Source organism: Flavobacterium hercynium (assembly GCF_002217285.1).
In the GTDB taxonomy this organism is placed as follows: Bacteria; Bacteroidota; Bacteroidia; order Flavobacteriales; family Flavobacteriaceae; genus Flavobacterium; species Flavobacterium hercynium.
The window spans coordinates 45427-58309 of record NZ_MUGW01000037.1 but is presented as its reverse complement, the minus strand read 5'-3'; the positions used below and the strand labels follow the sequence as shown (position 1 = coordinate 58309).

Annotated in this window: 11 protein-coding genes; 5 read left to right on the top strand and 6 right to left on the bottom strand. The window is 34.0% G+C overall.

Going from position 1 to position 12883, the window contains the following annotated elements; all coding sequences use genetic code 11:
- Positions 1–97: 97 nt before the first annotated feature.
- The 3 genes from B0A66_RS17255 to B0A66_RS17245 all read left to right on the top strand — a co-directional run bounded on the left by B0A66_RS17255 (position 98) and on the right by B0A66_RS17245 (position 2947).
- A complete protein-coding gene (locus tag B0A66_RS17255; protein WP_089051105.1) occupies positions 98–460 on the top strand; it encodes a nuclear transport factor 2 family protein in 363 nt (120 codons plus the stop codon).
- Between the two features lie 36 nt (positions 461–496).
- Positions 497–1261, top strand: coding sequence for a type I methionyl aminopeptidase (gene map / locus B0A66_RS17250; protein ID WP_089051104.1), 765 nt, complete (start codon positions 497–499; stop codon positions 1259–1261).
- A gap of 219 nt (positions 1262–1480) precedes the next feature.
- Positions 1481–2947, top strand: coding sequence for a glycoside hydrolase family 130 protein (locus tag B0A66_RS17245; RefSeq protein ID WP_089051103.1), 1467 nt, complete (start codon positions 1481–1483; stop codon positions 2945–2947).
- 102 nt (positions 2948–3049) lie between these two features.
- Here B0A66_RS17245 and B0A66_RS17240 read toward each other — a convergent pair whose 3' ends face one another.
- The 3 genes from B0A66_RS17240 to B0A66_RS17230 all read right to left on the bottom strand — a co-directional run bounded on the left by B0A66_RS17240 (position 3050) and on the right by B0A66_RS17230 (position 7303).
- Positions 3050–4561: a glycoside hydrolase family protein gene (locus tag B0A66_RS17240; protein ID WP_089051102.1), complete on the bottom strand. Its 1512-nt coding sequence runs from the start codon at positions 4559–4561 to the stop codon at positions 3050–3052.
- 1 nt (position 4562) lies between these two features.
- On the bottom strand, positions 4563–6740 hold the full coding sequence (locus tag B0A66_RS17235) for an HAD-IIB family hydrolase (RefSeq protein WP_089051101.1): 2178 nt from the start codon (positions 6738–6740) through the stop codon (positions 4563–4565).
- Positions 6741–6955: 215 nt separating this feature from the next.
- On the bottom strand, positions 6956–7303 hold the full coding sequence (locus B0A66_RS17230) for a hypothetical protein (RefSeq protein ID WP_089051100.1): 348 nt from the start codon (positions 7301–7303) through the stop codon (positions 6956–6958).
- 197 nt (positions 7304–7500) lie between these two features.
- On the opposite strand from B0A66_RS17230, the gene B0A66_RS17225 reads away from it, so the two are divergent.
- The gene (locus B0A66_RS17225) at positions 7501–8103 is read left to right on the top strand and encodes a hypothetical protein (RefSeq protein ID WP_089051099.1); all 603 of its coding nucleotides are present in this window, start codon (positions 7501–7503) and stop codon (positions 8101–8103) included.
- 321 nt (positions 8104–8424) lie between these two features.
- Here the strand turns inward: B0A66_RS17225 and B0A66_RS17220 are convergent, their stop codons facing one another.
- The gene (locus B0A66_RS17220; protein ID WP_089051098.1) at positions 8425–8751 is read right to left on the bottom strand and encodes a nuclear transport factor 2 family protein; all 327 of its coding nucleotides are present in this window, start codon (positions 8749–8751) and stop codon (positions 8425–8427) included.
- A gap of 160 nt (positions 8752–8911) precedes the next feature.
- Here B0A66_RS17220 and B0A66_RS17215 point away from each other — a divergent pair, with 160 nt between their 5' ends.
- A complete protein-coding gene (locus tag B0A66_RS17215; RefSeq protein WP_089051097.1) occupies positions 8912–10009 on the top strand; it encodes a hypothetical protein in 1098 nt (365 codons plus the stop codon).
- Between the two features lie 63 nt (positions 10010–10072).
- On the opposite strand, the gene B0A66_RS17210 is transcribed toward B0A66_RS17215, so the two are convergent.
- A complete protein-coding gene (locus B0A66_RS17210; protein ID WP_089051096.1) occupies positions 10073–10600 on the bottom strand; it encodes a PPC domain-containing DNA-binding protein in 528 nt (175 codons plus the stop codon).
- Between the two features lie 28 nt (positions 10601–10628).
- On the bottom strand, positions 10629–12866 hold the full coding sequence (locus B0A66_RS17205) for a xanthine dehydrogenase family protein molybdopterin-binding subunit (protein ID WP_089051095.1): 2238 nt from the start codon (positions 12864–12866) through the stop codon (positions 10629–10631).
- Positions 12867–12883 lie beyond the last annotated feature (17 nt).

Sequence of the window (12883 nt, the reverse complement as noted above, 5' to 3'; positions counted from 1 at the left end):
ACATATAATTTCTTAAATATTAAATCTAATCTTAAGATAAATGCACTAAATTTATAATTGGTAAATACAAAAATTTATCTACAAATATCTCTGTAGTATGGAAAATCAATTCAAAAATATTATTGAAAGCGCCTATTCTTCGTTTAACGAAAGAAATATTGACAAGGCATTATCAACGATGCAGCCAGATGTACAATGGTCTAAAGCGTGGGAAGGTGGTTATATAAGCGGACATAATGAAATTAAGGAATACTGGAGCAGACAATGGACAGAGATAAATCCTAAAGTAGAACCAATTGGATTTGTAAAACGGGAAAATGGTTCTTTAGAAGTTCTGGTGCAGCAAAATGTAAAAGACTTGCAAGGCGGTGTTGTATTTGATGGCGTGGTGAAACACATTTATACTTTTGAGGACGGACTAATAAAAACTATGGATATTGAATTAGCAGATGCCAATTAAACTCTTAATTTTGTAATTATACTTAAAATAAAAATTATGTCAATAACAACAGAGGCAGAATTAATTGGAATGAAAAAAGCCAGCGAAGCTGTTGCCTACACGCTGAAAGAAATGAGAAATTTTGCCAAAGCTGGCATGACAACCAAAGAATTAGATAACTATGGTGGTCAGATTTTGAAAGATCTGGGAGCAAAATCAGCTCCATACGAAACATACGGTTTTCCGGGATGGACTTGTATTAGCATGAATAATGAATTTTGCCATGGCATTCCTTCTGATAAAACGATTCTAAAAGATGGTGATTTAATAAATATTGATGTTTCAGCAGAATTAAATGGTTTTTGGTCAGATAATGGAGGATCTTTTGTAATTGGGCAAGATATCAATCAACATCAAAAATTAATAGAAGCTTCAAAACAAATTCTTCAAAAAGCAATTTATAGTATAAAAGGCGGTGTTCGCATTTCGGATATTGGATTTCTTATAGAAAACGAAGCTAAGAAGAAGGGATACAAAGTCATTAAAAATCTTACCGGACATGGTACAGGCAGAAGTTTACATGAAGAACCGCATGAAATTGCCAATTACAGAGATCGATTTAATCTTACCCGATTCAAGAAAAACTCTGTTGTTGCTATCGAAACGTTTATTTCTACAACTTCTACAATTGCAGAAACTTTACAAGATGGCTGGACAATGGTTGGAAACAAAGGTGGTTTTATGGCACAACACGAACATACAATAGTCGTTACTGATGGAAAACCAATTATACTTACTGAGATGAATGAAATATGGAATTAAGTTTTTTTTCAATTGTGAGTTGTGAATTGTGAATTGTGAATTGTGAATTGCGAAATTATCAGCTTGGAACTCGAAACTTCAAACCATAAACTACAAACAACAAAACCGTATACACTATCGCAATTTTGAAAAAATAAGTTTTTTTTCTTTAACAAAATCATTAACTTGTATAGAAATAATTAAAATACAGGATTTTATCTTGTTTAAAAAAAGAAAACTATGCGATTATCAGTCCTCCGTAAAAATATAAAATTCACTCCCGATTCTAAAAGAGTAGTTACACGCTATTTTATGAACGGTGAAGAACGGACTCAGCAAATGGTTAAGCGCATAATGACGCTTGACGAAAAACAGGTGTCTGAAACACTGGAACAAACACTTCGCGAATTTGCCAGACGCCACAGAAACATATCTTCGATATTCTTTAAACACTGCGAAAAAATAAGGGATGTAATTGAAGGCATGCAGATTGATTATGAAAATATGTCTCTTAATCGTAAAATGCTTATTGGTTCTTATTGTACCATGGAATATGCGATAGAATCTGCAGCTATTTTTAACCCTTCGATTGTTGAAGATTTTGACCAATCCGGTCTTGAAGCGGGAGAAAAACGTGTTATCATTTCATTTAGGGCTACCGGTGAAGGTCATATTTCGTCAATTGTCTTTAGAAGAGGAATTCTTGATAAGAATAACAATCTTCAGGTAATGAAAAATGGTCACCATATTGATAAGGCTGAGATTTTACACAAAACGTTTTTCAATAAGGAACGTTTTTTATTAAAATTATCTGAAATGCATACGACCGACAAGTATATTACGCAAATCATGGATAATTTGCCTGAAGAATTTGAGTATGCAGTACTGAAAAATATTGTAAATAATACCTTAAGTGATCCTACTATACGCGAAGAAAGAAGAGTTGCGCTAAATGAAATTTTATGGTTGGCAAAATCTTTTTATGATCTAGAATTTAAACATGATTCTGACATTACAGAACGTGTTATATTTCCAATTTCTGAATCTGAAAGCCGCGGTATCGAAGATGCTCGTTTTGTGCGCTTCATTGATGATGATGATTCCGTTAGAGTTATGGCAACTTATACAGCCTACAATGGTCACACCATTCTACCTAAACTGATTTCAACCGAAGATTTTTATACTTTTAGAGTAATGCCTTTGCATGGTGCAGGAGCTCAAAATAAAAATCTGGCTTTGTTTCCAAGAAAGATTAAAGGAAAATATGCAATGCTTGCCCGAATTGATGGGGTAAACAATTACATTATGTTTTCTGACCGCGTAACACAATGGAATACGCCTATCCTGCTTCAGGAACCACGTTATACCTGGGAGTTTACACAAATAGGAAACTGTGGATCTCCTCTTTGGACAAAAGAAGGCTGGCTGATCATTACGCATGGTGTGGGTACGATGCGTCGTTATTGTATTGGAGCGTCATTACTTGACCTGGAAGACCCAACTAAAGAAATTGGAAGACTAAGCGAACCTTTGCTTTCTCCGCTAGAAGACGAACGTGAAGGTTATGTTCCGAATGTTGTTTATTCTTGTGGTGCAATTATACACAACGACAGCTTAATACTTCCTTACGCTGTATCTGATTATTCTTCTACTTATGCTATAGTAGATTTGGCTGAATTATTAGATGCTTTAAAGAAAAGTAAATAAAACCAAATAACTATAAAACTAAAAATGATTTTTGCATTATAAACGGTTACTAAACCTGCTATAACGCAAAAATCATTTTTTATTATCTAACAAACAGCACTTTTACATTGGTGTTTTCTTAAGATATTCATCAAAAGATTTATTAGGATCTGATGTTGCATATTCATTTTCTGGTTCTGGAATAACATGAATTTTAGAATCTGTTACGGATACAACCGCTGAACAAACGTAAACTCCAATTTTACCATCACTGTATTTAAAATCCAGTAACGTCAATTTTACAAAATCATTGATCGATAATTCATAATAATTTCCATAACGAATGATCTTGAAATAAACTTCTTTGTTTTCTACTATTTCAAATAGATTGGTTTGAATGTTTTCAAAGACAAAATTATTTTTTACGTCTTTTTCATTAAATCCCCATGCTCTAAACTGCACAAAACCATTAACAAAATCAAGTGAAATGTAGTAAGCGGTTCCTTCTTCGTCACACTCTATAACAAAACCTGTTTTGCCCATTCCTTCTACTGCAAGCGTACCTTCCCATACAAAATCGCTTGACGGTTTATCAAAGCAAAAAACTTCGTAACCGCTTCTACAGCCAAATACCCATCTGCTTTCGTTCTCTAATGTAAAACTTGCCGAAGGATTACATAAAATAGGTACTGGAAGCGGTAAGTGTTTCTGCAGAATAGTTCGCCTGTACAGCGTATTCCAATGATGATATGATTTTAATAAAAGTCTTCCGTTTTTGTCTACATCTAATTGTTTTGGAGGTGGTATAACACGATGTGTATTTACATTTCCACCAATGAAATAAAAATTATAAACCAGATAATAATCGCCTTCTTTCACAATTCTGGCGGCATAATTACCTTGTGGCATCAATACATTATTATGAAAAGCATGATATTCGCCCATAAAATCAGGAGCAAACCAATAGCGTACTTTTATATCTTCGCGAATTGAACCTAGCAAATAATGCATTCCGTTTATTTCTATAACGCAAGGACATTCTACATCATCATACACATAAGGCATGTGTAACGGTTTTTGCAGTACATAAGTATCATTCTTTCTTTTTGCCACGCCAATACAGCCTCTTCTGTACGTTGGTCCAACAGCGCTGCGCGCACAGATTAATAAATAATCATCTCCTTCGAACTGGTATTTAAAAGGATCTCTGAAACTTAGCCATTCTCTGGGATTGTTTTCGTAACTTTCATAATAAGGCGCCTCACTCTCAAACGGAAGTCCGTACTGGTTTTCTTTTTCCCAATGCACTAAATCTAATGATACTGCTCTTCCTATTTTTTGGATAATTCCTTTATCCTGCCTTTTTAAACCTGTATAATACATTTCGTAACCTTCTCCTTCAGAATTTTTACTAACATGCATTGTCCAAAGCATATCATCATCCCATTCTCCGGGATCGCCTACCCATAAGGCATTTTTTACCCTTTTCCATGAAAGACCATCCTTTGAAATTGCATGCGCAATATAATCGTGATTTGGAATAATCAAATGAAATAAATGATGAACACCATACTCGTCTATAAATACATCTACATCACCTATCTCCCAATTACTAAATCCTGAACCTGAATACATACTATTTTATAATTTTATAATGTTTTAATCCTTCTAAAATACCCGCTGAAGCAGCATCTTTTGCCATAAAAATACTTTTGGATGTTTCGTAGTGATCGAGTTCAGCACTTCGATTCCCTACGATAATTCCTCTGATAGGTCCTCTGAACATATCGATATCATTTCCTGAATCTCCTGCTGCAATAACATTTGATAAAGGAATTGACCATTTACGGCATAAAAATTTAATAGCATTACCTTTTGATGCTCTTTTGGGAATGATATCAATAAATTTTCCGTGACTCGGAATAATATTTACCTTATACCATCCTGTTCCTAATGCTTTAATTATCTGATCGTAATTGTATTTTTCTATATCATAATAATACGAAATTTTTAATGGATTTTGCCCTGCTTCTTCCTGTAATCTCAACCAGGGAATATCTTTTAGGCGGTTTACAATATCATCTCTCTTCCACTGTCCTGCCAGAAACTTTGCCCAGCCTTTGTCTAAAATATACTCTTTCCCGTTGGTGTAATAGATTTCGGTACCTACGGAACAAATAACAAAATCGGGTGAAGGAAAGTCTTCTTCTTCTATAACTTGTTTGACCAAATCTAAATTTCTTCCCGATGCCATTGCAAAAGCCATTTTATCTGTCCGATTTACTAAATGTGCTTTTAATTCCTGTAAACCCGGATTATTTAATTTGGGTTCAATCAGTGTTCCATCTATATCTGAAACTAAAAGATGCTCCACTTTTCTTTTTAATCGTTCAATATTGATATTAGGATAATGTTGCTTTTTGATCCCTGAACCAGATGACATTGTCAAATTTTCCTTTACTAATTCAATATAATGATTAACATGCGTTAACCAGCTGTAATGTTTTTGAATATTGATTGCTCCGTTATTGGAATAATATCGCCATTGATTTTCATCTGTCAGAATATTTCGCAATGCTTTCTTGATTTCTTTTTCATCCTGTGGATCAACCAATTCTCCATTTTGACAGGTGGGAAGAATTTCTGAAGGACCTCCGTTCTTAGTTACCACTACCGGTAATCCTGAACTTGCTGATTCAATAACCGTAAGACCAAAATTTTCATGAAGTGCCAGATTTACAAATACACCCCGCTTTTCTGCTGCATAACGGTAAATAATAGAAACTTCATTTTCTACATCATGCTTTTTTGGAATCGCCATTTTACCGTACAAATCATACTTATCCATCAAAAGCAGTAAATCAGTTAGAACATCTTTTTCAGATTCCGGCATTTTCGAAATATCTCTTCGAATTCCTGCAAAAATAACCAGGTTGGCAATACTTTGTAGTTCTTTATCTTTTCCATAAACCTCAATTAGAGTATGAAGATTTTTATGGCGATCTGGCCTCGAAAGGGCTAAGATAAAGGGTTTGTGTGGATTTATTAAAAATTTAGAAATCGATTCGGCGACCCAGTATTTTCGTTGCTCTTCTTCCATTTGTTTGTTTGAATCCTGTTCGACATGATAATAAGGAACAAACTTTCGAGTATCAATTCCGGGTGAAATAGCATGGTATTTACCTACATCAAAATTTTTATAAGGCTGATAGGTTTCAATTTCCTGCTCTGTCGAAGTAACGATGAATTCAGAGAGTTCAAGTGTCTTTTCTTCTGCTGCTATCCTTTGCCTAAACTTAAATTTCTTTTCGAGTTCTTCGTCCGGGATTCCGGCTTCAATAAGTTTTTTCTTTTTGTAATATCCTAAAGAATGTCCGGTATGCGCAAAAGGAATATTTAGAATTGCTGAAAGTTCTGCCGCTGCATAACCGGCGTCTCCGTAGTGAGAGTGAATCCAATCCGGAAATATATTATAAAACTTAATGTGTTGTACCACACCGTTTACAAAAGTATCCAAACCTTCCCATAATTGTTCTTTTGCTTTGTATTTTTTTCCCAGAAACGGAATTCTTCTAATATCAAATTTGTCATTTACTTTTTCAACCGCTACCGCATATTCGGGAGAGAGATTAGGATCGTCTATTAATCGTGTAAATAAATCAACGTGTTCTACATCCTCGTGCTGTGATAAAAACTCTGCGAGCTCATAAACATATTTGGTTTGTCCTCCATTATCGGCATCTCTGCCTATTTCGAGTCCGGAACCCTTTAAAAGTCCGTGAATATTAATTATCGATATCCGTAATTTTGTCATTTTGCTGTTACTGTTTGAATTTTTAAGGTACAAAAAAATACCCGTTTTACCCTTGATTATATAAATTTTGAAGTTTTATTAACATTATTCACATGGTGAATATTAATGTTTTACATCTTTTGGGTGTCACTTTTAGACACACAAAAACCTGAAATGATAGTCATTACAGGTTTTATTTTTTAAGTGAAAAAGCAAAATTTCACTTTAGTACTATTTTATTTGTTTTTAGTAGTCTTCTTTGATGTTTTTGAAGTGTTGATACTGTCTTTTGAATGTTTTTCTGATGGACCTGAATCTGTAGCACCGTCGTTCGGACTTTCACCTGGACCAATTCCTGTACCGGTTCCGCCATCCTCTGTTCCAACTGCTTCATTAGCATTAGCACTATTCGTTGTACTAAAACCACTTACACCCGCTGTATCTGATACTGTTGTGGTAGTATCAGCAGGAAGTTGTCCTGTTTGGACTTCATCGCTGTAACCATCTTTATTATCTTTACAAGAAAATAATATTCCGGTCAGGACAAGTACCATTATGACTTTAGTTTTTAATAGCATTTTCATAATAATTTCTTTTTTGTTTGTACTATCTCAAATTTAAAATTATGAATACCAAAAATTTTACATAATTATCCTTTTCTTTTACAGATACTTCCGGAATATATCATTTTTAATAATACTTCTCTCTTCATGCAATAAATGCGACAATTACAATGTTTATGTACATACGGAATGCCGTTTTTAAATTAAATATAAAGTATATGAAAAGAATATTGTTTTTAACTATAATGATAACTGTTTCTCTGCAAGGATTTGCACAAGAAGAATTGAATAATAAGTTTACTCCAATTCCGCCTAAAGATGCAAATGCTAAAAAAGAAGTTGTTCCTCCAAAGGAAGTTGCACCTCCAAAAAATGATCCGCCAACAATTGTAGAAAAGCCGGATCCTTTAAAAATTAATCCTGAGGAACTTTTTAGAGATACAAATTTGTATAAACCAGAGGCGAATGTTGAAGGTATCTATTACAGACGTAATCAATATTTAGGAGGATTTAGAACTAAAGCCATTACTTCGACAATTCGTTATCGTGATGCTGCTTTTGTAGATGGTGATAAGATTAGAATATTACTTAATGATGAAGTAGTTGAAGCCGAAGTTAGTTTAGTGGGTGAATTTAAAGATTTTAAAATTAAGCTAAAACCGGGTATTAATAAAATTGACTTCGAAGCTTTAAACGAAGGTTCTGCATCACCAAATACTGCAGAATTTCAAGTTTTTGATGATAAAGGTACTGTTATCGAATCCAGTCAATGGAATGTGGGTACAGGGTATAAAGCTGCTATTATTTTGTTTAAGGAATAGATTTTAGACTTACTTAGACTTGCTTAGACTTACTTAGACTTACTTAGATTTCTTAGATTTCTTAGATTTCTTAGATTCTTAGATTCTTAGATTTTTGGATTGAAAGATTATAAGATTGAAGGATTTAAAAAATTAAAATGAATTTACTAGATAAATTATATTGAATGATGAACCTCCAGTTTTTAGCTGGAGGTTTTATTTTAAATAAGCAAAACATCATCCTAAAATGATTACACGTTTAAACAGTTAAACAATCCAACACGATTAAACAAATAAACAAATAAACAGTTAAACAGTTAAACAATCCAACGAATAAACAACTCACTCTAAATAGGCATCAATCCTCACTATAAACCCTTCGTTGTTGAAGGTAAAATCCAGGCCTCCTTTTTCGTGACCGAAATTGCCTTTAAAATCAACTTTTGCTTTACTGCTGAAACTATTTACAATTTCAATATTTTCTAGTTTTGTATTTGTATTATAGCCTACAAAATAGGTTTTAAGGTATTTTTCTACACCACTTTTTCCAGTAAACTTTTCCCCTACTGAGACATCGTCTATTATCGCATTTTCTGCAAATAATTGTAATGTCTGTTCTACATCAAAAGTATTTATCGTTTCTATAAATCCTTGTATACGTTTTTCCATTTTTAAATTATTAAAGATTTAAATTATAATGCAAAATTGCCTGAAAAAAAAGGCTGTAAAGTAGCCAAAATGATTTAAAATGTAGTCAAAATGACAATGTCTGCCTAAGGTATTGGTATAATTTGTACTTTCGGAAACCAAAACCAAATCAACCTTCTAAATGGATCATTTTAACTCACGACCAACCTCAGCTAAGGAGGTCGTTATTTCTTATTCTCTTAATTATGCTTTGGCCAGAATAGCGGCATATTCTATTCTCGTATTTGCAGGTTTTTATTTGATTTCTACCATCAAATTTGATTACGCCAATTATAAAAGAGCTGATTATGCTTATTTAGCGATAGCGATAGGAATGATTTTTTATTTCGGAAATGATATTATAAAAGAAATTTCAAAACTAAAAAAGAAACTTATACTCTCAGACAAAGGAATTACTGTCGAAAATATTTTCCATTCCTGGAAAAGCATTCGCAAAGAAACCGTGACCAAAAAAGAAGAACATTCTAAAAGTGCAGGATTTGATTATGTAGGTGCAATATTGCAGTTTACCAGTTCTAAAGGAACAGTAGAAGTTAATCTCTTTGCTTATAAAACCGATGAGGAGACTGTTACAAAACTTATAAAAAGCTTCCGTAATCAGTACAATCAAGCCAACAGAGTTGAAACGGTTTCCAGCAATAATGTTTTTAATAACCTAATTGGTTTTGATGCGTACTTAGATCTTAAGGAAAAAGAGGCCATTAAAAAAGAAGAAGAAATTCTTAGGCTTGCAGAAGCAAACGAAAATGATTTAATAGAATACTGCCGAACTGATGTTTATAACAAACTCGATCAGTTAGAGTTTCTCTATTATGTTTTATCTGAAGATTATAAACGTTGGGAAAGCTTTCTGGTTGCCGAATTCATCCGAATGTTTGAAATGTCTAAAAAAAGCGATGACGCTACAGCATTAATTGAATTGATTGAAACCATCACTCAAGATGATAACGAGACGCTGGAATCTCAAAAAATAGCGCAATATCTTAGCAAAGAATTAGATAATAAAAATCCGAAAATTCAATTGAATGCTTTGTTTTTAATAGAATATTGGATCGATGAAAACACAGATCAGACAATTATTTCTAAAATCAAATCGAAATTACAGGATCCTGACAGAAATGTTAGATGGAATGCCTACAGACTAATAAAAGACTGTGCTTTTATAGAAAGCAGCGACATCAAACTTTCATTTATGGATAAGATAAAAGGCAGATTCTAAGAACAAGAAAAAGCTCCGATTTAAGAGAATTGGAGCTTTTTCTATGTTTTTCTTTAATGACTTCTAGAGTTTTGCGCAAGGAAGCTGTAATACGTTTGCGTTGAGTGGCTGCTCGATTTTTCGTTCTAATTTTTCCTGATGCTGCGTAATATAAATTTCCATTGATCCTGTACCAACATGCAATTCCAAAATGTGTCCGCCATAAGCATCAAATTTATCATCTGTTGCGACACCATGCACGTGTATAGAAGGTTTTCCATCACTCCACGCAATTGATCCTGTCAGACTTCCCATTTCCACTTTTGAAAAGGTTTTAGGATTAAACTTCTTTTGACTAAAATCATAAAAACCAAATGTAACCTCGCGTGCAAAACCGATTCCGGTAAAATTTGCAGATGGAATTTGTTGTTCCTTAACCAAATTTTCAATAGCAGCAAGTACATTATCATTTTCACGCAACACCATCAAATATCCTGAAGCCGTTTTGATATAACGACACTTTGAATCCTTATTTTTTTCCTGTGCCTGTACTAAACTTGTTGCTAAACATAGAAACAATAGTGCTGTTGTTTTTTTTACTAATCTGATCATGCGTATTAATTTTTAAATTATTTCTTTTCTAAAGTAATTTGTCAAAATGTATCGGGAGATCATTTATGCGTTTTCCTGTGGCATGAAAAATGGCATTCGAAATCGCAGGCGCCATTCCCACTATACCAATTTCTCCAATTCCTTTTACCCCTAAATCATTTACAAAGTCGTCTTGTTCATCAACAAATAATACTCCTAATTCTGGAATATCAGCATGAACCGGAATATGATATTCTGCTAAGTTGGCGTTCATGTATTTCCCAAATCTGTGATCAGTAATCGTTTCTTCATGAAGCGCCTTGCCTATTCCCCAAATCATACCTCCTAAAATCTGACTTTCTGCTGTTTTAGGATTAATAATTTTTCCAGCTGCAACTGCTGTTACAGCTCTCTTTACTTCTATAATTCCTAATGTTTCATCTACTTCTACTTCTACAAAAACAGCGCTATGAACCGCTCTTGCTTTTTTCCTGTATTGTAAAGGATTGGGCATTGAAGTATTGGTTGTTTTTATTTCTTTACCATCATTGGTTTTAAAAACATCTTGTACCGTACATTTTAATTTAGGATCATTTGTGACAATAATGCAACCATCACTAAACGTTACTTCTTCAAATTTAACTTTTTCTAAAGGAGAACCTTCTATCTTTTTGGCTTTTTTAAATATTTTTTTGTTCAGTGCTTTACATGCCGCTTTTACTGCCGGACCTACAGTTGCAACGGTAAAAGAACCGCCTTGTATGGGTGCAAAAGGCATTTTACTGTCGGCATATAAAAAAGTGACATCCTCTATCGAAAGACCTAATTCATCTGCTGCAATCTGTGTCATTACAGTTAAAGTTCCGGTTCCTATATCAGTAACAGCACTTTTAATTGTAACTTTTCCGTCACTTGTCATTATTGCCTGTGCACGTGCTAAAAGTCTGTTGGCATCCCAAATACCAGTAGCCATACCGTAGCCAACCAGCTTATTGCCCCGTTTCATACTTAACGGTTTTGGATTTCTCTCTTTCCATCCAAATTTTTCAGCGCCTTTTAGATAACAGGCTCTTAATTCTTTACTGGAATATTCTTTACCTGTAGTCTTATCTATTTCCGAATAATTAATCAGCCTTAACTCAAGAGGATCTAAATTTAGCTGGTATGCCAATTCATCCATTGTTATTTCGATTGCGTGCATACCTGTACTTCCTCCTGGAGCTCGCATATCTAGTGGGGTATATACATCCAGCGGAACTAATTTATGTTCCAAAAGTGTATTTTCTGCAGGATAAAGCATAGCAGACCAATTGACTACTACTTCTACATAATCCTCAAATTGCGATGTTTCTCCTATTGCTTTATGATTTATGGCGTTGACCTTTCCGTTAGCATTGGCACCGAATTTTGTGTATTGCAATGTTGGAGGGCGATGTCCAAAAGTATACATTTGAGCTCTGTCTAAAGTAACCCTTACATTTCGTTTTAGTTTTAATGATGCCATTACAGCCATAAACAATTGATATTGTGGTCGCAAACCAGATCCAAAGGCACCACCAACAAAAGGTGCTATAACCTGAACATTTTTCATTTTCAAACCAAAAACATTGGCAACATAAAGCTGAGAATTTATAGTTCCCTGTGTTTTATCGTAAATTTTTAATTTATTTTTTCCTTCATAAATCACTGTTGTTGCAAACATTTCCAACGGATTATGATTTTCTGTACCATGGTTAAATATTCCTTCATGATGCACAAATGAGGTCTTGTACGCTTTTTCAAAATCACCGGTTGGTTTTGGAGGCGGTGGTTTTAGCATCGATGCAAGTCCTTTTTTAGGTTCTCTTGCCAACTTATAATTTGCTTTTAAATCGGTTGTGAATTCTTCTTCTTTATAAGTAACTTTAATTAAATATGCGGCATATCGGGCCATTTCAAAAGTAGTTGCTACCACCAGTGCAATAGGCTGTCCATTATATTTTATATCATTATCTTTTAGGGGTTTAAAAACGGTTCCCGGGGGTGCATCCATATCAGCGTACTGAAAATCAAACCATCCCGTTGACGGACGGTTTTCATGTGTAAAAATCTCTACTATTCCTTCTAACTTATTCGCTTCACTTTTATCTATCGAAATGATTTTACCTTTGGTAATGGTGCTGTTTACTACATATCCGTATAATAAATCTTCTGCTTCGTATTCGCCTGCATATTTTGCACTTCCGGTCACTTTTTGATGACCTTCTAAACGACTTAAAGGTTTTCCTGTAAATGGCTGTTTATTCATAATTAAAGTTTAAAAGG